The sequence below is a fragment of the Nitrosospira multiformis genome, assembly GCF_900110185.1.
GTDB lineage: Bacteria > Pseudomonadota > Gammaproteobacteria > Burkholderiales > Nitrosomonadaceae > Nitrosospira > Nitrosospira multiformis_A.
This window is the reverse complement of the sequence record NZ_FOCT01000006.1, coordinates 99,341-118,215: the sequence shown is the minus strand read 5'-3', so window position 1 is coordinate 118,215 and position 18,875 is coordinate 99,341. Positions and strand designations below refer to the sequence as shown.

The following is an 18,875-nucleotide window of genomic DNA, read 5'->3' as shown; positions in this document are numbered from 1 at the left end:
TCTACTGGAACTGCCTCCTCAGGCAAGGAAAACATCTTGTCCGGAAAGGCAGCATGCAGTCCAATCCCTTTCCACCAGCAGCCGCCCTGACAGTGGGAAGGGAGGTTAGGAGAGCGTTTCTTACGAAGAGGAGATCAGTCTCATTCCTTGTAACGAGTAATGGAACCTGCCAAAAGACCAAGCCCTAGAAGAGCCAGTGTCCCTGGTTCGGGAATCTCCTGAATCTCCTGGCTTGAAGTTCCGACGTCAACCAAGGCCACGTTATCGAATTCAAAGGAATATTGCGAGCTTGAGGCTATCACCTTGTTAAACTTGACATCCGAAGTAATGTTTACATAAAAAGTGCCGTTTACCCCCTGGTCGCCATTTGGCAGACGGGTGACATCAAGGCCGGTGAAGTTGAAAAGGAGGGTACTGCCGTCGTAGAAAGACAAGATGTTGTAGCTATCCACTGATCCCCACAGAAGGCCAAAGTATTGATGATATGCGTTTAGGTCGAGCGTAACTGATCCGATACCAGTGGCAAGATATTGTGAACGATCTGGTCCGTCTTCCTGAGGGATATCATTAAACAGATGATCGCTAGCACTGATTACGTAAGGGGCCGCGTATTTTCCAGAAACATCTGGAAGGGCTGCCGTACCCGAATCTATCCCATTGAACGTAACGTAAATACCCTTACTGGAAAGGCCTCCTGAGGAGGAGAGGTTATTGAAATTTTCATAAACTGCATCACTGATAGGAATTCCCCCGACGGAAGCGCTGATAAGAGCAGCAACGCTAATGGAAGAGGTTAGGGTCGTGGTAGCGAGAAAAACCCCTGTCGCTACATAGAACATGGCTTTTTTTTTGGGCATTTTTTGCTCCTTCTTGTATGTTCATTACGAATATAAATGAGCTGCTTGATATGGCCTCACAGCTCTATATGAGGAGCAAAAATCATGCCTATTTTTAAAAGACTATGTTTTCAACTGCTTGGCAGATGAGCTTCTTTCTTCATTCGATCACCTGAAAAGTCTTTCGACATCAAAGGGAAACAACAATCTCCTTCAGAAACGAAACCCCATCCCTGTGGAAGGATTGGTCGGCAACAACAAATTATTGAAGTCACTGAATCCGGTAAAGTGCGCGAATGAGCAGTTTGGCCTGCTCACGGTAACCGACATCGTGAGAGAGCTGGAAAAGCCGGAGTGCGACCGCCAGCCGGAATTCAGCACTGTGGCGTTCAAGGAAGGCGTGGTAATCAATGTCGCTGCCTTGGGTGCGTTCATTGATATCGGCGTACATCAGGATGGGCTGGTGCACATCTCCGCATTGGCTAACAAGTTTGTGGAAGACCCGCACACGGTAGGCAAAGTGGGGCAGGTGGTCAAGGTCAAGGTGCTGGAAGTCGATGAAAAGCGCAAGCGCATTGCGCTGACCATGAGACTGACAGATGCACCAGTACCACAAGCACAGGAGGCGCGAGGGACCGGCAAGCGTGAGCAGCCAAGGGATAGGAAGGACCGCTCAGCCAAGCCCCAGCAGAAGCGAGAGTCTACGCCCAATACCGCGATGGCGGCTGTGTTTGCGAGATTGAAGGGTTAAGTGAGATGAATAGAGCAACTTTTTGTTGAAACACGAAATGGTTAAGTGTGATAGTCATTTCGCAACCACTCCATGAATTTAATAAATGCTTCGGATAGCTCGCCACGGGATATGAAGTCTTTCTCTGAAACCTGCCAAGCAATTCCGTGTTCGAATGTCAGGCTAGGGTATGCAACTTTAGAGTCTATTTTCTTATAACGCTCCGATGGTTCAAACTTGGCGAGGGGAATTCGGACGCGCTCAAATAATTTTTTGAGTTCTTGACTCTTTATATAGCGTGGCGCGGTTGGACCATCTGTCTGCTTGAAGCGCTGCGTGATTGTACGAACCACTTCATAGGCACCAAGTACCCAGAGATAAGACAAAGTGAAGAAATCAGTGAAATTTGTCGCTTCTTGGACACCCATATTACTATCAATACACAGCTTGCGGTACTGTTGATCTTTCTGAAAAAGTTCCGAGTCGATTTTTCCGAGGCCTTGAACAGTAAGGGTCATAAAGGGCTCAACGGTTGCCAAGGCATGGCTTGCTCGTATCCAGCGTTCAAAGCGCATGTTGTCCATAAGATGCTAATACTCGATTTTGGCAACCGGTGTTGTTTTCAGGGAGGGGAGATAGGTCGAAATACTGGGTAGGGCTCTTAGATCCGAATAGCTAGCTGCTCCTCAACCGTCTATCGATTCTGGTCTTATTAATTCCCGTGCACTGCCTATGCCATCAGAAATAGAATATGCTCGTGCTGGAGAAAATAAGGCAAGAACCCCAGGAATCCGAAATCTTTATTTTTCTGTTTGCTTGTGGATTAAGCTCACGGACGGCCCATTATGTTGCTGAACCACTGGAACCGCGCTACCTGCCGTTCCGGTTCGCCATCTGGGTTGAGCCGATCCATGGCGACACGAAGTCCGGCAAGATTATCCCGGGTTATCCGCGAGGTAGGGTGGTCCATGCCGAGAGACTTTTCGCAGATTGCCAGGGCCCGCTTATAAAGCGGTTCTGCCTGTGCATATTGCCCCTGCTTGTGGTGGATGAACGCGAGGTTGTTCAGGATGGTGGCAACATCAAGATGATGCTTTCCGGCAGTTTTTTCAAAGATTGCCAGTGAACGTTCATAAAGGGGTTGTGCCAGTGGATAGCGGCCTTGGGTGCGATAAAGTTCCGCAAGAATGCTCAAATCCTGGGCCACCCCCGGATTATTGAGGCCCAATGCCTTCTCCCGGATAGCCAGCACGCGCTTGTAGAGCGGTTCCGCCTGTGCGTATCTGCCTTCGTTCTGGTGGATCAAGGCGAGATTGTGCAGAGCCGCTGCCAAACCAGGGTGGTCGGAACCGAGCGCTTTTTCCCGTATCGGAAGCAAGCGTTCATAGAGCGTTTTGGCCGAAGTGTACTGCTCCTGAACGCAATACAGTTCCGCGAGATTGTTCAGCGTCTGGGCTATATCCGGATGATCAGGGCGATGGGATTTTTCCCTGATGGCTAGCGCCCGCTTGTAAAGCGGCTCGGCGTCACCGAAACGGTCCTGGGCGCGGTAGAGTTCAGCCTGTCCATTCAGAGTCCTTGCAACCAGGGAATGGTTTGGTCCAAAGTGCTTTTCCCGAATTGCCGCAGCACGCTTATAAAGTGGCTCCGCCTGGGCAAACTTTTTGTGATCACGGTACAGTTCCGCAAGATTGTTCAGGCTGGTCGCAGTATCGGGATGGTCAGGGCCATATTCTTTTTCCGCAACCGCGAGCGATTTCTTGACGGCAGCTACCGCCTTGTCATACTCGCCCTTCTTGTAAAGTGATATTGCCTCTTCACTGAATGTCCGCCACTTTGTCTGCTGCGCATAAGCAATTTGAGTTATGCCGAGCACGAGAGCTAAAAAGAAAGCGGTCGAGAGCGTTTTCATTCGGTTTCCTCTTGTATCTAGCGGCAGGCATCAGGTTAAGGGGCTAAGAAAGAGTAAATGAAATGTTAAACCAATACCATCCTTACGATTGAAACATTTTTCCCGACACAAGCGCCGCGCAAATCAATAGATTGAAAGGGGGCAATAAAAAGCCCGCTGAAGCGGGCGTAGCTGAATCATTTCTTTAACCGGCGCATCCGCCATCCCAGCAGGCCGAGTCCTGCCAGAAACATTGCATAGACTTCGGGTTCCGGTATTGTGTAAACGATATCCAGTTTTGGCGCTAGAGCTGCATCGCCAACTGCTGCCGCGCCATCTTTGGACCAGAAGCCAAGGAGCGATTGCCGAATGCCTTCTTCATCATTTTTTAGCAACCAACCATTATTGTTAGAGGGATTATCCAGCCAGTCCTGCACATCTGCAGCCATTCCGGCTGAACTCCAGGTGAAGGTTGATCCAGGGGTAAATGTACTGAACGATGCGGATGCACTTTCAGTAGGTGAAAAATTCCCTCCGTGAAGGTCGGTGCCTCCACTTTGCCATTTGCCAGCCATTGCCGGATCGGTGTTGAAATTGGAGTAATCCCAGGTTGCATCCCCGTTTCCTCTGGGGAAACCCTGCCCAGTGCCGGAAAGACTGCTGCTGGTCGGGCTACCGCTGCTGCCTTCGCTCCAACTCTGGGCCACATCAAATAGCCGAATGGTTTGAGGTACTCCGCCACCTCCGCCGCCAACTTGCCCTAGGGACAAACTCAAGGTTACATTGTCGATCGTGGAACCGGCTGGAATGCCTGCCCCCCCCAAGTCGAACTGGAGCAGAGAGCGCTTGATGTTTAGCTGGCCATCGGCTCCCGTAAAGAGACCCGGCCCCATGCCACTGGCATTTCCAGTATCAACGCCGGCTGAGGTTCCGAAGATGGTGGCATCCTTAAAGGCATTGATACTGACGGTATCCGCATGAACCGAAGCAGCACTTACCATCAGGCCTAGTATGATCGTTCCGCTACACAGAAAGTGCAGCTTATCCCCTCTTTGGCAACTGCTTGAATTTGCGGTAATAGAAGGGGACCCAGTCGAGTTTAAGGTAATTTCGAGGAACATGAATACCTCCAAGCGGTAGTTTAGGAAGGACGACGCGCAATCTCGCTGAGTGGCAGACTGCTGTTGTTAAATATAGCCCTCATCCCGAAAACTACAAGAAAACTAAGAAAAATACGAGGAAACAGTAGTCGCTTCAGGTCGCAGTTTCTTTTTTCTTTTCATTAAGTAGCAGGATGCGTAGTTCGAATATCCGTCAGGGGAAGCCAAAGGTATGGAATGTGCGAGCCTGTACCGGGTGGAGCTATCAATGGAGGCTTGGATTAAAGAGAAAGAGGGAAAGAAATGTGGATAGCGGGGAGGATTCGATTTTTATAACAGACCTATCTATGGTCATCTTAAAAATCCCTCCGTGCAGGTCACCCCAACGTTTAGCTCAACCACTACACCTTGCGAAACCCTACTCAAAGGATCATTTCGGTAAAGCGGGGGAAGTGGACAGACGCGTAGCGTGCCTTTGCGCACTAGAGGCACACAGCCCATGAGCGAACAAAGGGGAACAACATTTGCCTCAATTACCTGATCCCACTATTCTCAAGCTCTTGCTCTTCAATAGATTTGCTGGCATTATTTGCCTGCCGTTACCATTAATAGATGTTCGAGCGCGAGCAGTCGCCTGATCACGGTTTAGCCGTGAGGAGCGCTCACGCTAATCGCAAGAGGGAATACAACTTATAACTTATGAAAATCAGTCTTTTTGGTCAAACGATATTACTGGTTATTGTTTCAACCTTGATTGCTGGATGCGCCTCAACGCCAGTAGCCAGTGAGGGCGCGCCTCAAACGGTTTTCCAACAACCCATCGAGAAAGTGCAGAAGGCTGCCGTAGACGCCCTTGTTGTGACTGGCTTTGACGTCACAAAACAGGAACCTGCGTATGTTGAGGGTTTCCGTCCTCGCAAGGTTGGATTTTTTGTCGGCTCGGGAGGTGAAACCGCGGGCGTCTGGTTAACGGAGCAAGGGCAGGACAAGACCAAGGTCAAGGTTGATACAGCCAGGTCTCTTGTCGGCATCGTCGGACAAAAGAATTGGGATACAGAGATTCTCAATGAAATGAGGAAGTCGCTCGCCAAATAGCGAGCGGAAGAGGCGCCTTCAGGGAACCAGCATATATGGATATCATGGACAGAATTTTAACGTTGTGTTTGACAGTGCTGATTTTAGCGTCGTGTGCAACCACACAAAGCCGTTATTCAATGCTTGGAAGCTCGTATCCCCCTAAACCGGAAGGATACGATATCCAGGTTTTTCATGACGCACCTCAGAGGTTATTCGTGAGAATCTCGCGCCTGGATGTTCATCTGGAAAAAACGCACTTTGTCGGATCATCTCTTGATGATGCTCTACAAGAGTTGAAAAAACAAGCTCGCCTATCGGGTGCGGATGCCATCGTTGATATTAGAGAACATTCCTCCATGGTTGGAGAAACCAGGATATATCATGTAACGGCGATAGGTATTCGTTACACCGAATAGGGATCAAGTAACTGAGCCCAAGTTGGATCAGATAGGGAAGGAAATCCGGTAGCTGAGCCGGGCTCGATTTTTATAATCCCTGCATATCTATTTTGCCCGCCGCTTAACAGCATAACCATACTGGACGGGCCATTTCTGGCTCTATCCCTAACGCAGGTGCGCTTGAGGGTCCAGTAAGGTTCCCGCAGTAACTCTCGGCAGATAAAAACAAAATCTGCTTGGCCGCTGGTGATGATCTCAGCGGCGTATTGCGGATCAGTCCCAGTCCGCCTGTGTGGATTTGTGATTCATCCAGGATTTGTCGCAAAATCATCTTCTGCTGGGGACGTTGAAGGACTAACCGCAGATCCCCGAGCAATTGCACGAGCTAACAACCGGCAACACTTCATCTATCAATATTTGGTTGAACCCTGCCGGTTCCTCGAAGGGCGGGTTATGCGCTGAGTTCTCAAACCACACCATCCGCTTGCAGGGTGCCTCGATGGTTTCGAAATATCGCTCTGCCAGGACGGCAGGAACATGCTTGTCATAACGCCCAAGCAGGAAGAACATCGGTACCTTGAATGAGCGGTAGTGTTCGCTCAGATTGAGGCGGGAGATTTCATTCTCCAACTGCACGAGAGAAAAGCGATTGCCCTGACCAAACCTGATAAGGTCAATCAGATTCGCCTCATCGGTATTGAGTGCTGTCCATATCAGCTTACCTGTCGACAGATGGGTATGGAATATGCCGCCGAACCGTTCCACCCATCTGGCAGTTGTCAACCTTTCATCGATAGAGGCGTAGGGTGGTGGGCCAATGGCTTCCAGCTCCGAAACAGCCTTGGCATTTCCCCTGTTTTTCGCTTCGGACAGGGCAAAACTGTAGGATAAGCGGCGACCTTCCGGCACATCGGCCACCTGGGCAATGCCCACATAAGCGGAGACTTTTTCGGGATGCTGCGAAGCATGGATTATCCCGGGCACGGTACCCCACGAGTGACCCACCAATACGACTTTTTTCTTGTGGAACCGATGCCTTACGTATTCCACGACCTCATCCAGATCGCGCACGAACTGTGCAATGGACATCGATTCAGGAGGTATATCGGAATGGAATGATCGACCCGTTCCTCGCTGCTCCCAATACACCACGGTGAAATGCTGTTCGAGCAGGGAATTATAATGGCGAAAGAGCGCCGACTCGCTGGCGCCCGGCCCGCCATGCAGGAGAATCAGGGGAGGATTGGAGGTGGATATTCCGCGAAACCAGATGCTTTGAGGAATGCCGCCGATGATAATCGTTTCCATGCTGGCGATACTGCCGGGAATGATACTTCCGGTTGCATCCCGGAATGGCACGGTATGGACGCAGCCGCTGCATAGGAGGAGCAACACTGTGGCAGCAGTATGACGAAGAAAAGCGGAGCTCGGCACCGATGTCTCTGCTCAGGACATTGTTCCGTGGATATGATGTGGTATGTTAGCTTAAAAAGATATGTTAGCTTAAAAAGATATGTTAGCTTAAAAACGACCGGTGCTCAGCCGGGTGAAATCTGCCCGAAAAAGCGGATGACAAACCCGCCAGATCCGGGCAAAAAAACAAGAGGAGGATAACCATGCCAAAAGTATACAACTCCATTGTCGTCGATGGTCCAATCGAGCAGGTCTGGTCCAGAATACGGAACTTCCACGACTTCTCCTGGGCACCTTCGCTGATCAAGTCATGCGAAAAGGTGGGCGAGGGCGGTGGATATTCGGTGGGGGCGAGACGACTGTTAAACGGGGAATTCCTCGATACGCTGATTGCTTACAGCGAGATCGAGCGTCGGATGATGTATTCCATGGACGAAGGGCCTTCCCCGGTTTCATCAGGAGAGATTTGCAATTATGTGGGCAACCTGCATCTGCTCCCGGTGACGACCGATGACACGACCTTCGTGGAGTGGTCCGGGTCATGGGAATCCGCAAACACAGAAGCAGTGGAATACATGAACAGGGTGTATCGTTCGCTTCTCGCCGATCTCGCAGCGGAGTTCACGAGCGAGTCCCGGCGGTCAGAGTCGATTGATCAATAGAAAGAGAGCTGACCAAGCGTTAGACCAATCACTCTGACTCCATGCGTTTGATGGACCTCATGGGTTTCACGCGTACCAGCGCAGGAATGCCGCAGCAGTCAGCGCCATTACACCTAGCAGGCTGAGCAGTCTCCAGGCATTACGGCGCTGTTTGGAGGTCCACGTGGTGGATTCGCGTATGTACTTCGCCGCGATGAAGATTCCGCCCACGGCGCAGAGGATCTTGATCAGCAATGCCGCAAAGGCGACGCCGTGCAGATCGGGGAATACCTGGTAATAGTAGTAACTCACTGCACCGAATCCCGCGCCGCTCAGCGCTTGAACCGCCCAACTCAACCCGACTATCCATGCAAACTTGCGGTGCGCAGAGGTTGTCTGCCCTAAGACGTATAACGCAAGGACCGGAAAACCCACCACGGCAGCGGCGCCAAAATTATGCGCCAGCTGCACCAGGGCGTAGTTGAGATTTTCAAACACCTACGCTTCTACGTTGACGTTGACGCACTTTTGTGGGCCAATGGGGGTATGCGCCTTGTTTACCACCTTGACGCATATTTCGTGTTTTCCCGCTGCAAGCGTTCCCAGAGACTGGCTTCCTTTCAGATTACGCAGCGTCAAGATTTCCTTTTCATCGATATAGAGATGGGTGTGGTCGCCCTTGTCTCCCAGCGAGATGTCATAGACCAGCTCGATGTCCGTCTTCGGGCTGAATTTGGCACCTTCCGTAGGTGAAGAAATTGCAACGGTTCCTTCGGCGGCAAGTGCCAGCGGAATGGAGCAAGTGAAAGCAAGTGAAGCTGCAATGGCTTGGAATTTGCGCATAATCATTCTCCTTGAAATGTTGTTATCAATATTTGGTACAGGACCTGAAGAAGCGACTGAGTCAATGTCACTCGGCAGATTGCAAAACCTGGTATGGCAAGTCTTCCGGATTCTACCATCCGAAATTATACAACAGCTTCGCCTCATCTCTGGCTCATGGGAAATGGAACAAGGCTGTTATCTGCATTCTGAAGGAGTCGACGGGAACTGAACCGGGCCAGTTGCCGGAGGCCGATTTTCCTTTCCGCATCCCGTGTGGTTTATACGCGCAAGCAGGGAAGAAAAGGGCCGATGTTTTCGCTATTGTCGCGTTATAGTTTGATATGATAGCGCGTTTGTTCAAATCGAATGGATCAATCGAAGATGGAGTTCAATCAGAATAAAAGGGCCATTTCCTGGGCTCATCTCATGCCGCTTGCATTGGCGTTGAGCGTCGCCGCATGCGGTAATGGAAGCGGACCGGCAACAGGCGGCGGCAATGGCGGTGGGGGGAAAACCGGAACAGGCCCGACTACTGGCAGGCTGCTGGACACCGCGGTAAGTGGTGTAGGTTATGCCGCGTCATCGGGTGCAGCCGCCAATACGGATGAAAACGGAATCTTCAAATACAGCCATGGCGATACCGTGGAGTTCAAGCTGGGGGGGCTGGCTCTGGGGAAAGTGAAGGGAGCAGGTATCATCACTCCCATGGAATTGGCGGGAGAAAGCACGAATAAACTGCAAAACCTGCTTATTCTGCTGCAATCGCTCGATATCGACGGCAATCCCGATAATGGTATCTCCATTCCTCCCAGTGCCGCGGCCGCTGTCGCGACTTCCATCAATCTGGATAGCGATCCGGCTGCCTTCGCAGCTTCTGCTGAATTGCAGAAGGCCAGGGAGGCGGGAGGCGTGAGTGGTGCTGTGAAGACGGCGGATCAGGCGAGGGCACATTTCCTTTCACAAGGCATTCCCATGCTGAGCTCCAGCATCTGGGTCAAGCATGATGATACGTCCGCCTCTGTAATCCGTATTTCCACCAGCGGAGGGGGCGAGTACCTGAACGGTGAAGCCACACCGGACGATTCCTGTGATGCCAACCGCGTTTGTGGCGGCAAACTGGTCAGCAAGGCGGGCGTGGAGTACGGTGTGGCAGGTGTATCAGAATTTGATACCAGGGGATTCAAATTCGTGAGCAAACCGGTAATCGATACCAACCTCCAGGCTGGTTTATCCAATCCCCGGGCAACAGTGCGAGTACGCACGGACGGTTCCGACTTGATTAATTCGGACATCGTGACTGTTCAAAGAGAGAAGAAACAGGCAAGTCTGTTTGGAGAGCTTTTCCACATCGCGGGAACCCTGGAGATCAGTTCGGATAAGGAGCCGATCAAGACGGAGATCAAGGAAAGCCGCTATTCCGCGATGGAAAATGAGCCGAAAGGCATCGTTGGGGCGTGGGCGGCAGACCAGGCGAATATCAAGACCCAGACTTACTTTTTCTTTTCCAATGGAAAGTTCATGATGGTTGATCCGATCGGCAATGCGGAGCACGCCGAAAATTGCGGGCCCGGTGTCGAGTTCGCCTCGTACACGTACGATGCCGGGAGCAAGGCCTTGAGCATCAAAGGGTTTACCTATGACACCAACGGGTGTGCCGGCTTTTCGGAAACTGGTGCGAACTCCTTTAACCTGAATGCCGATGGCAACACGGCTACCCTGGAAAAACAGGATAAAAGCAAGATTTCCCTATACCGCGTATCGAAATAGCGAGGCTCGCTAGAGGGTCGGTTTCCCGGATAATAGTCAGGTCCCACAAAACAGGGAGATCGATCAACATACGACGCTGCGCTTCCCTGGTTACCCTTTAGCTGTAAGAGGTGCTTTACCCACCGTTCGCAGGTTAAAAGTGAGAAACGTCAGCCGCGTTTTCAAACCGCTTTGATACCATGTCGTGCCGCATCACGCAGATGACGGACACGATCATGGTTTCTTTTAACACCTTCGTATTGCCTGTCGAGAAGTGCCCGCAGGTCGAGTGGCATTTCTTCTCTGAGCGCGTTGTCATAGGCCATCACGGCAGCAGCTTCGCCCCGCTCGCATTCTTCGAGTACGGCCAGATTATCATTGCTTGTCATTGCCGTTTTCAGATCAACCCATATACGGTGCAATGTCCCGGTAGCGGTGCCACCTGTATCGGGATCTCCGCCGTAACGCCTGACCTCTACACTTAAATCACGCACCGCCTCCTCGCAGCTCTGTGCCCGGTTTCGAAGATACATCTTCAACTCGGGATCGTCGATATCATCCGCGCAAGTTCTGAAGCCTTCTGCGCCATCGCGCGAAATCTCGATGAGGCCGTTCAACATGCTTATAATTCGCTCGTTATCCATTTTTATCTCCTGATGAAAGTCTAAATATGGCATCTAAAAATAGAATAGAAAAATCCTTTCTGTCGTTCTGTACGTTGAGACACATTTAGGCTTTAGCAGAATACCGTTCAGCAAGCCTGTCCTGAACCTGCCGAAGGGTTTGAGTCCAGTGGATCCTTCAATCTCCCGCAGGTCTCAGGAATGATCTTCTCTCGGCCAGAGAGGGGTCTTGTCTGCATAAAGGAGGGACGAGGGATTTACGTTCTTTGACAGAGCCAGGGTGAGATTTTTTGAATCACTTCGATAGGCTCACAGGGTGAGCAGAGATGCGAGCCTCGTTCTTACAGCTGCAGCCAGTAAATCACACCGTCGAAATCAACCGGAGCGAGGCGCACAGCTTTTGCATTCTTCCCTTCCAGCACCTTTCTATAGTCCTCGAAGTAACTGTTGCGAATGAGGTTCGATCCTTTGTCGTAGGTTGAGACGGAGGCAGCGGCATCAACGTTTTTGGCAAATACTTGCAATGCCTTCAATTCTTCAGAGTATTCATCGGAGCACCGATAATTGAGTTCCTGCTCGAGCCAGTTGATGCGGGTGAATAAATCCTTCGAATTGATAATGTCCTTAGAGTTGGTGATGGATGCCGAGTCCATGTTCTTCTCCGGTTATCCTTGATCAAGACGCTGCTATCTCATGTCATTTATGACATGGCGTGCCTTTTTACCCAATCGACATAACGATTCATCCAGTTCTCCAGGAATTTTCTGCTGTCTTCATTGCCGATGTTCCCATCCTTGTCAAACAGCCCTTCTTTTACATGTATAAACGCTTCTGGCTGGCCCAGAGTGGGAACATCCAGGTAAGCGAGGGAGTTGCGCAAGTGCTGCTGCGCGATGGCTGTGCCAATAGAGCCAATGGAAGCGCCGATCACTCCCCCCGGTTTGCCTGCCCATGCATTCTGCCCATACGGACGGGAGGCATGATCGAGTGCGTTCTTGAGCACGCCCGGCATGGACCGGTTATATTCAGGCGTGACGAACAGCAGGCCTTGGGCTCCGGCGATTTCGCCCTTCAACCGTTTGACCGACTCGGCCTGATTTTCATCGTCGTCCTGGTTATATAGCGGCAAGTCGCCGATGTTCAGGTGCTTGAATGTAAATTCCGGGGGAGCCAGCTTTATCAGGGCATCAGCCAGTTTGCGGTTGAATGAGTCGCGGCGAAGACTGCCCACCACTACAGCAATTTGATACTGGCCCATGTCATCTCTCCTTATAAAAGATCGTAATGTGACCGGTTTGATCACTCCTATAGCCGTGCGGACTGAAGATCATGACGTTTGATTGAGCGCCGACGGTTCAGGTCTGATGGCTAAAAGACGGGCAGGACATGAAAATATCGTCTATATCGATAATATAGCAGGAAAATTCCGCCCGTCGAGCGCTCGAGACAAGGAGCTTGAAGAATTCAACGCAGCCATCAGTATTATCAGGAGGGGAAACATGCTCGGTGACGAAAAACGGATAGTCCTTTCTTTTGACGATGGACCGGGGCCTGTAAGTGCGCTGGAAAGCATTCTGGGAACGCTGCGGGAAAATGACATCAAGGCAGAGTTTTACGTTCTTGGCGATGAAGTCAGGCAATTTCCCGAGGCAGCAAGAATGATTGTCGATCAAGGGCATGATATCCAGAATCACTCCTGGAGCCACCCAAATCTCGCCCAGGAGACGGAGGAGGAGGTGCGCCGCGAACTTGAACGAACGCAGGATATTATCGAAGAAGTCAGCGGGATCCGGCCTACCAAAATCCGGCCGCCTTATGGTGCAGGCGGTTTTCGTGGTCACCTCGATCCAGAGCTTGTCCGGGTAGCCGAGGAGTTGTCACTCGCTATCGTTACCTGGGATATCGATACGGAGGATTGGAAAGCCCCCCAGGGATTAGGTGAGGAAAAGATAGCCTACATCGAGGAGCAGTTTACCCAGATGCCTCGCAAGGTTTCATTCAATGTCCTCATGCATATACTTGCCGGAACCGCGAGAGACCTGCCATCTTTTATATCCCGGTTGCGGGGATGGGGATTTACCATTGCTGAGCCGTGATAGCTGTTTCCATTCCTGTACCAGGCATCTTGCCCCGATTGCATACCCGACGCTGTTGGTATCGTTGCTGTTCTCTCCGGGAGTTTTAGCCCAGCAAAAGGGAGAGTTTGATTGCAGAACGAGCGTCAAGTATGAATGTACGGCGGATCAGTGCGAGCGGGTAACGGAGGATTTTCAGCACCAGGAGTCGTTCCTTTATAATGCAAAAACCGGTGAGTTGTCCGCCTGCCTCTGGACCAACTGCTACTCGGCCAAAACCAAAGCTTTTACCGTGAAAGCAGGGGGCGCGATTACTGCTATCGGTAGACTGATTCCCGTCGTTCATCCGAAAAACAAACCGCTTGTCGTCTCCCTGACCATCAAAACCAGCGAAATGGAGGGTGGCGCAGATGAAAAGAAAGCACCCTTTACCGCCATCTGGAATTACGGGGGTGACAAGCTCACTTTCGATATGGGGGAATGCGTACTCAAACCTCCTGCCACGGGGAGTAAGGGATAGATCGGGATAAAACCGGGGAAAGGAGGACAAGGAAAAAGCCGTTTCTTAAGAGCCTGTTTGGTTCCGATTTGAGCCTGACGATCCAGAAGTTATCCCTCTCCGGCTGCTTTCTTGCCGAGATAGGCTGCCTGTCCGAGGCCGAATATCGAAAGCAGCGTGGCATCGACATCCGGCATGGTAACCACTCGGCGGAATTCGATGTTTTCCATGAATTCGACTGCGGATATGGCATAAATGATTACCGTGAGAATGGTGATCGCCACCATCTGGAAATCCCCGAGATCCGGCCTGTTGTTATCATCGCATATCAGATCGGTAGCCTTGGGTTCGGGGGCAGGCTGTTTCAGGTCAGGTTTTTCATCCACTTTGCCCGTTGTGATCGCTTTTGCTCCGGCAAATGTCAGGACGCTGATCCCGGAAAGGATGAGCAGGTGTGGCGGAATATCCACGCCGCCTACATAGCTCCAGCCGGCCGCTGCAATGCGATGAGATACGATGGCGATATAGGCGCTGATGACCAGCCAGAACCAGAGGAAGGTCTGGAACTTGGAGCTGCTGTAGCGATTATCACGCCCGAGGTAAAGGTGAGTGGGATGTCCGCGGGTGAAAATATACGCAAGCATGAAAAGCACAAAGATCGCAATGAGTAGCGATGCCCAGCGGGCAGCGCGGCCGATGGGCTCGCTCTGCCACTCGAGCGATCTGACGTGATTGATTCTAACCAGAGCAGTTTCATCGGATGAGTTTATGCCACCTTCGCGTACGTACGTGGCCCTAATCCCATCGCCCTGTCGCATGGCGGACACCAGAGGCTTGAAATCGGTGCTTGCCTGGAGCGGTATGTTCACCTCGTACTCTCGTTTCTCCGGCAGTTGCGTGCGTACAACGATCCAGGAGTCATCCTCCGCGATTTCCTTGATTGTGCCGACAATGGTTTTACCCACTATCTCGATATCAGTGAGCGCATGACCTCTCGCACGCGGTACGTAGGTAAGTAAAACCAGGTCGCCTGAATTGGGCCAGTCAGCCCTGAGCCCGGCCGGCGCTTCCTGACGCGACGGAATAAATGTCTGCACATCCCCGCTAACCGATTTGACCGCCAGCGGGTCAACCTGAACGACGATCCCCTCGAACTTTACAGGAACTGGATTGGGCGGAAGCTCCCCTTGTCCTCCTGCCAGTTGAGCCTGGGTCTGAGGCAGGAGCTGGCGATGTGGCTGAGATTGAAGTTGAGGCTGAGGCTGCGCTTTCGGATTAGCATTGGCGTTCATGCTTTGGTTCTGGCCAATGCTGGACGGTGGAACAGCCTCCTGCCCATGAACTAACGGCGTGAGCAGAAGAAGAGCGAGGATAAGCAAGAGTTTTCTGTTATTCATATTGTTAACCCATTTTGCTCCCGCGAAAGTGATTCTATTTTCCCCGCAGTTCCGGTTAAAGCCGCCCTGGAATCTCACTTCATCCCTCCCGCTCTCGGGGCTATTACTGCCCGGTGGCAAAATATTCCAGCAGGAGTAGAAGTCCATAGCCGCCGGACGGCAATGCGATCGCCGCCCCGAATATCGGGTGCTGTGTGAAGGGGAGGAAAGCCCCCCTTTTGTTATTTTTGATCGTGTGAATTGCCCACTCGATCTGCTGCCTCTGCTTTATTTCTTCCGGTGCTTGACCGGATAGCTGGATCAGCCTGCTCTCCAGACGCCTGATGGCCTCGCGCCGGGCTTTTTCGGCCGATCTTCGCAACGCCAGCGCATTCCCGACAACGAGTATCGCATTGAGGGAAAAGATAATGACCAGCGAGACAGGAAACCCCCAGTTATCGATATAACCATGGCGCCCGATGATTAGAAGAACAACGATGATAAACGGGAAATAGATGAAATTGCCGATGACAGTCGTGCGTTCGGCGATCAGTTCGATGCCCAGCCATTCATCCAGGTTCTCCTTGTTGATGCCGCTCTTACTGGCTATTCTCCCGAGTGTGCCGGCGGGCCAATGGATTTTATTCGTGGCAATGCAATTGACCCAGCGCCGGCACAACCTTGTGGCATCCACAACATAAAATATCAGTATCATCATCGCCGTGCCGCTCATGGTGAGGAGGCTATTGCTTATCAGGAAACAGCCCGAACCCCGGCAGGGTGTATTTGGAAAGCCGAACAGCATCATCATTAGCCAGGCGAAACTTAATGCGACAACCAGCTGCGGCAGACTCCGGATTGCGAAATTTTTCAGAGCGCCAAGGGAGATATATTCTCGCCAGAGGCGAACAGCATCGATCTCGTCAGTACTTTGTGGACGCCAGACATGCAGGCCCAGGATGCGTCGAATAGCGTGGGAAAAGATCCTGAACGGAAGCCTCTTGTAACTGGCGCCTTTTTCGGGATCACATAGGGAAGTATCGGTAAAACTTGTACCTTTATCTTCGAGATCCAGTTCATGCGTCAGAACATTTTCGTTATTTTTCATCTTCCGCCACGAATACCATAAAAAGAGCAGGCTCATGACCAGTGCGAACAGGCGGATTGCTGCTGTTGGCCATGCGCTGATCCCTTCGGTGAGCACGAAGGGCTCGCTTTCTGCGACATCAAACGCCTTCCAGGGCACCCATTTGACCAGGCCGTAGCATGCACCGACTGCAACAACCAAACCTGCCCAGAATAATTTGATCATGGCAAGGTTATGAAAAAAATCGGCTACCCTGGTACTGATCAGTATGATGCCCAGAATGAGAATGATGATCGCGGCGAACGCTTCTGCCAGCCACCTGAGGTTTCGTTGCGTGTCGAAATAGGCGTCCAGGTCCGGGCGGATCGGATGGATGCTTTCATAAGCTGCGGAAGGTCCATGCGGATCAATGCTGATATCGAATGCTCCGGTCCTTCCGATCTCATACAGCCTCGTTCCTGTATTTGCAAAAAAATTATCCGGCTTGCCATCCCTGTTTTCTTTATTCACTTCTGTGTTCAGCCTGACGCAATCGGGGCAATTCGTTTCATCTGCATGAACAGGGGCGAGATGTCCGAGCGCCATCAAAGCGGCATAGAACAGGGATGTCTGATAACTATCTCTAAATGGGGGAATGGGTATTTGCAGTTCGGGTTGCAACTTCAATCCAAAATGTGAGGCGATGACAAGATTGTGGGTAAATTCCCACTGGGCAGGATAGGCGAGCCTGGCATTGAGGTCGGTCGTAAAAAATATGGCGGTTGGAAACTGTGGACGGAGTGCTTGAAGGATCAGAAGCTTGTCGTATACATCACCTCCCAGGACGCCAATTGCCTTGAATTTCCCATCCTTCGCTTCCTCCTGTTTCAGCGCCGCCGCCAGTCTGACGAGATAATCGATCTGGCTGCGGCCCTCGGGTCTTTGGTTCGCATTTCCCTTGTTCGCCGCCGACCGTCCTTCGTACCATGCCTTGCCTTTGGCCAGAACACCCTCTGTATCCTTATCGCTGCTCCTGCCTTCCGTTTTGCTGCTTTGCGATGCCGGCAGTTCGCCGTCAAGCCCTGCAAGATACGAGTGGTGCGACACCCATTCCGGCCATTCATCTCTCCGCAGCTTATTTATTTCCGTCTCTAGCTCAGGGCCGGATTTGCCGGAACCGGTTTCATTTGACGCTACCCCCACAAAGGTACGTGGGAGGGCCCGTCCATACAGCGTATCCCACTCTGAAATCAGCGCCACCTTGAATTCGCACGATTCTTTTGTATCTTTTCCGAACTTGGTTCCCGAACAGTTCTTCAACTTGAGTTGACGACGGTTCAGTTCCTGAACCAGGTGCTCGGCCAGTACTGCATCTGTGCCAATCGTCCTGCTGAAGTTTTTAATACCTGCGCACGAAAACAGGCGCTCCACAATCGGCAGATTTTCTGCAGTTTCCGTTCGTCCGTCACCCCCATTGCCGACGAGTGTTCTATCGGGACAGCTGCAGAGTTTGTCGATTGCTTCCGCTGCTTCTTTTTCCGCTTTGCTTTTATCTGGGTAGGGCGAATCGTCAAGCAGGAACGTATCTTCTGCCGTTGCCCAGGGTGAATAAAACCGAACGCTCCTCAATGCATCGAATGGTGGGTTGGAGGAAGGGCACTGCCCGCTGGATTGCCTTGCCTCTTCGCCTAACTTGTCTTTTACCTCCTGCACCATTGCGCGCAGGCCAGTGGAGAACCTGGGACCTAGAACGTCATATGTCAGATTTATCTGATATTTCCCGAAGCTGCTGTCGAGGTGCGTCATCAACTCGCTCAAGGAGGTGAACGGATTACGGCCAAAATCCTGCGCTTTCAGCCATATGACAAATATATGTTTTTTGCTTTCCAGTTTTTCCTTGGGGATGAATAGCTCGGCAGGAATGACGACAGATCTGGTTGCTGCCATCTCTTGCTGCCCGTTCTGCTTGTTCTCTTCTGCGCGATTCCAGATGAAAAAACGGATGTATTCGCCCGATTCCGGCGTGTATCCTGCTGCGCCCAGGGCGGATATCACCGCGTAACGATCATTGAGCCTGGTTTCCGCGCCGCTGGAGTACGGACTTCCATCCACGAACACCGGCAGGATGCGGAGCTGGGAGGAGACGCCAGATTTTGCGAGAACTTCGACAAGCCGGGCGAGTTGATGCGGTTCATCGATTTCCTCGCCCGTCTCCTTCGGTATTTTCGTTTCGCCCGACTGATATGCTTCTACCGCTTCGAACGGATCCTGCCAGAGCCGCGACTGGACAATTCCCTCTTCCATGAAAACATGGGAACTGACTCCCTTGCTGATGGGCCGGGAGGTCTGGAGCGAGATTTCCTGATAGATGAGAAAGCTGCTGACCATCGCGAATAGCGCAAAGATTCCGGCGAGTGGCAGTTTTGGCTTCTCATCCTGTTGTTCCGCCATGTGATGAACCTTTCAGTTGGCGGGGCAAGCGGCGGTTGACCGGTTTGAAGGCCGCGCCATAGCGAGTTGCGGAGTCGGCAGTTGCAATTATGTATAGCACAAACGCCCGTAAATGCTGAATATGTGCA

The 18,875-nt window shown here is 51.6% G+C and carries 19 protein-coding genes; 7 read left to right on the top strand and 12 right to left on the bottom strand.

Annotated features, from left to right (window positions below; all coding sequences use genetic code 11):
- Positions 1 to 140: 140 nt before the first annotated feature.
- Positions 141 to 857 carry an Npun_F0296 family exosortase-dependent surface protein gene (locus BMY01_RS08555; RefSeq protein ID WP_074746221.1) on the bottom strand — a complete coding sequence of 239 codons (717 nt, stop codon included), beginning with the start codon at positions 855 to 857 and terminating at the stop codon, positions 141 to 143.
- A gap of 214 nt (positions 858 to 1,071) precedes the next feature.
- Here BMY01_RS08555 and BMY01_RS08550 point away from each other — a divergent pair, with 214 nt between their 5' ends.
- Entirely contained in the window at positions 1,072 to 1,587 is a 516-nt protein-coding gene (locus tag BMY01_RS08550; protein ID WP_439331398.1) for a S1 RNA-binding domain-containing protein, read from the top strand.
- 41 nt (positions 1,588 to 1,628) lie between these two features.
- On the opposite strand, the gene BMY01_RS08545 is transcribed toward BMY01_RS08550, so the two are convergent.
- The 3 genes from BMY01_RS08545 to BMY01_RS08535 all read right to left on the bottom strand — a co-directional run bounded on the left by BMY01_RS08545 (position 1,629) and on the right by BMY01_RS08535 (position 4,458).
- A complete protein-coding gene (locus BMY01_RS08545) occupies positions 1,629 to 2,150 on the bottom strand; it encodes a hypothetical protein (protein WP_074746217.1) in 522 nt (173 codons plus the stop codon).
- 245 nt (positions 2,151 to 2,395) lie between these two features.
- Positions 2,396 to 3,478, bottom strand: a complete 1,083-nt coding sequence (locus tag BMY01_RS08540) for a tetratricopeptide repeat-containing protein (protein WP_074746215.1) — start codon at positions 3,476 to 3,478, stop codon at positions 2,396 to 2,398.
- 176 nt (positions 3,479 to 3,654) lie between these two features.
- The gene (locus tag BMY01_RS08535) at positions 3,655 to 4,458 is read right to left on the bottom strand and encodes a DNRLRE domain-containing protein (RefSeq protein ID WP_074746213.1); all 804 of its coding nucleotides are present in this window, start codon (positions 4,456 to 4,458) and stop codon (positions 3,655 to 3,657) included.
- A gap of 798 nt (positions 4,459 to 5,256) precedes the next feature.
- On the opposite strand from BMY01_RS08535, the gene BMY01_RS08530 reads away from it, so the two are divergent.
- The gene (locus BMY01_RS08530; protein ID WP_074746211.1) at positions 5,257 to 5,652 is read left to right on the top strand and encodes a hypothetical protein; all 396 of its coding nucleotides are present in this window, start codon (positions 5,257 to 5,259) and stop codon (positions 5,650 to 5,652) included.
- A 44-nt stretch (positions 5,653 to 5,696) separates the two neighbouring features.
- Positions 5,697 to 6,050: a heavy metal-binding domain-containing protein gene (locus BMY01_RS08525; protein ID WP_175463230.1), complete on the top strand. Its 354-nt coding sequence runs from the start codon at positions 5,697 to 5,699 to the stop codon at positions 6,048 to 6,050.
- A 336-nt stretch (positions 6,051 to 6,386) separates the two neighbouring features.
- On the opposite strand, the gene BMY01_RS08520 is transcribed toward BMY01_RS08525, so the two are convergent.
- On the bottom strand, positions 6,387 to 7,466 hold the full coding sequence (locus BMY01_RS08520; protein WP_074746206.1) for an alpha/beta fold hydrolase: 1,080 nt from the start codon (positions 7,464 to 7,466) through the stop codon (positions 6,387 to 6,389).
- Positions 7,467 to 7,648: 182 nt separating this feature from the next.
- Between BMY01_RS08520 and BMY01_RS08515 the strand changes: the two genes are divergently transcribed.
- Complete coding sequence (locus BMY01_RS08515; RefSeq protein ID WP_074746204.1) at positions 7,649 to 8,107, top strand: SRPBCC family protein; 459 nt, start codon at positions 7,649 to 7,651, stop codon at positions 8,105 to 8,107.
- Positions 8,108 to 8,173: 66 nt separating this feature from the next.
- Here the strand turns inward: BMY01_RS08515 and BMY01_RS08510 are convergent, their stop codons facing one another.
- Together BMY01_RS08510 and BMY01_RS08505 are read right to left on the bottom strand one after the other, a co-directional pair.
- Complete coding sequence (locus BMY01_RS08510; RefSeq protein WP_074746202.1) at positions 8,174 to 8,584, bottom strand: hypothetical protein; 411 nt, start codon at positions 8,582 to 8,584, stop codon at positions 8,174 to 8,176.
- Positions 8,585 to 8,929 carry a hypothetical protein gene (locus tag BMY01_RS08505; protein ID WP_074746200.1) on the bottom strand — a complete coding sequence of 115 codons (345 nt, stop codon included), beginning with the start codon at positions 8,927 to 8,929 and terminating at the stop codon, positions 8,585 to 8,587.
- A 348-nt stretch (positions 8,930 to 9,277) separates the two neighbouring features.
- On the opposite strand from BMY01_RS08505, the gene BMY01_RS08495 reads away from it, so the two are divergent.
- Positions 9,278 to 10,678 (top strand): adhesin, encoded by a 1,401-nt coding sequence (locus BMY01_RS08495; protein ID WP_081353851.1) that lies wholly within the window; start codon positions 9,278 to 9,280, stop codon positions 10,676 to 10,678.
- A gap of 161 nt (positions 10,679 to 10,839) precedes the next feature.
- Here BMY01_RS08495 and BMY01_RS08490 read toward each other — a convergent pair whose 3' ends face one another.
- From BMY01_RS08490 to BMY01_RS08480, 3 genes are all read right to left on the bottom strand, one after another.
- Positions 10,840 to 11,301, bottom strand: coding sequence for a ferritin-like domain-containing protein (locus tag BMY01_RS08490; RefSeq protein WP_074746196.1), 462 nt, complete (start codon positions 11,299 to 11,301; stop codon positions 10,840 to 10,842).
- 320 nt (positions 11,302 to 11,621) lie between these two features.
- The gene (locus BMY01_RS08485) at positions 11,622 to 11,933 is read right to left on the bottom strand and encodes a hypothetical protein (protein ID WP_074746194.1); all 312 of its coding nucleotides are present in this window, start codon (positions 11,931 to 11,933) and stop codon (positions 11,622 to 11,624) included.
- 47 nt (positions 11,934 to 11,980) lie between these two features.
- Positions 11,981 to 12,538 carry an NADPH-dependent FMN reductase gene (locus BMY01_RS08480; protein ID WP_074746192.1) on the bottom strand — a complete coding sequence of 186 codons (558 nt, stop codon included), beginning with the start codon at positions 12,536 to 12,538 and terminating at the stop codon, positions 11,981 to 11,983.
- Positions 12,539 to 12,644: 106 nt separating this feature from the next.
- Here BMY01_RS08480 and BMY01_RS08475 point away from each other — a divergent pair, with 106 nt between their 5' ends.
- Together BMY01_RS08475 and BMY01_RS08470 are read left to right on the top strand one after the other, a co-directional pair.
- Positions 12,645 to 13,376, top strand: a complete 732-nt coding sequence (locus BMY01_RS08475; RefSeq protein WP_254772677.1) for a polysaccharide deacetylase family protein — start codon at positions 12,645 to 12,647, stop codon at positions 13,374 to 13,376.
- Positions 13,363 to 13,875, top strand: coding sequence for a hypothetical protein (locus BMY01_RS08470; protein WP_074746190.1), 513 nt, complete (start codon positions 13,363 to 13,365; stop codon positions 13,873 to 13,875). The genes BMY01_RS08475 and BMY01_RS08470 overlap by 14 nt, the downstream gene beginning before the upstream one ends.
- Positions 13,876 to 13,964: 89 nt before the next feature.
- Here the strand turns inward: BMY01_RS08470 and BMY01_RS08465 are convergent, their stop codons facing one another.
- Positions 13,965 to 15,251 (bottom strand): hypothetical protein, encoded by a 1,287-nt coding sequence (locus tag BMY01_RS08465; RefSeq protein WP_139176820.1) that lies wholly within the window; start codon positions 15,249 to 15,251, stop codon positions 13,965 to 13,967.
- A 103-nt stretch (positions 15,252 to 15,354) separates the two neighbouring features.
- On the bottom strand, positions 15,355 to 18,747 hold the full coding sequence (locus BMY01_RS08460) for a hypothetical protein (protein ID WP_074746186.1): 3,393 nt from the start codon (positions 18,745 to 18,747) through the stop codon (positions 15,355 to 15,357).
- Between the last annotated feature and the right edge of the window lie 128 nt (positions 18,748 to 18,875).

Bases quoted from the DNA above. Each gene is read 5' to 3' on its own strand.
- BMY01_RS08525 (WP_175463230.1), top strand. From the start codon at position 5,697: ATGGACAGAATTTTAACGTTGTGTTTGACAGTGCTGATTTTAGCGTCG.
- BMY01_RS08545 (WP_074746217.1), bottom strand. From the start codon at position 2,150: ATGGACAACATGCGCTTTGAACGCTGGATACGAGCAAGCCATGCCTTG.
- BMY01_RS08465 (WP_139176820.1), bottom strand. From the start codon at position 15,251: ATGAATAACAGAAAACTCTTGCTTATCCTCGCTCTTCTTCTGCTCACG.
- BMY01_RS08530 (WP_074746211.1), top strand. From the start codon at position 5,257: ATGAAAATCAGTCTTTTTGGTCAAACGATATTACTGGTTATTGTTTCA.
- BMY01_RS08460 (WP_074746186.1), bottom strand. From the start codon at position 18,747: ATGGCGGAACAACAGGATGAGAAGCCAAAACTGCCACTCGCCGGAATC.
- BMY01_RS08555 (WP_074746221.1), bottom strand. From the start codon at position 857: ATGCCCAAAAAAAAAGCCATGTTCTATGTAGCGACAGGGGTTTTTCTC.
- BMY01_RS08505 (WP_074746200.1), bottom strand. From the start codon at position 8,929: ATGCGCAAATTCCAAGCCATTGCAGCTTCACTTGCTTTCACTTGCTCC.
- BMY01_RS08515 (WP_074746204.1), top strand. From the start codon at position 7,649: ATGCCAAAAGTATACAACTCCATTGTCGTCGATGGTCCAATCGAGCAG.
- BMY01_RS08485 (WP_074746194.1), bottom strand. From the start codon at position 11,933: ATGGACTCGGCATCCATCACCAACTCTAAGGACATTATCAATTCGAAG.
- BMY01_RS08535 (WP_074746213.1), bottom strand. From the start codon at position 4,458: ATGGTAAGTGCTGCTTCGGTTCATGCGGATACCGTCAGTATCAATGCC.
- BMY01_RS08490 (WP_074746196.1), bottom strand. From the start codon at position 11,301: ATGGATAACGAGCGAATTATAAGCATGTTGAACGGCCTCATCGAGATT.
- BMY01_RS08495 (WP_081353851.1), top strand. From the start codon at position 9,278: ATGGATCAATCGAAGATGGAGTTCAATCAGAATAAAAGGGCCATTTCC.
- BMY01_RS08540 (WP_074746215.1), bottom strand. From the start codon at position 3,478: ATGAAAACGCTCTCGACCGCTTTCTTTTTAGCTCTCGTGCTCGGCATA.
- BMY01_RS08480 (WP_074746192.1), bottom strand. From the start codon at position 12,538: ATGGGCCAGTATCAAATTGCTGTAGTGGTGGGCAGTCTTCGCCGCGAC.
- BMY01_RS08475 (WP_254772677.1), top strand. From the start codon at position 12,645: ATGGCTAAAAGACGGGCAGGACATGAAAATATCGTCTATATCGATAAT.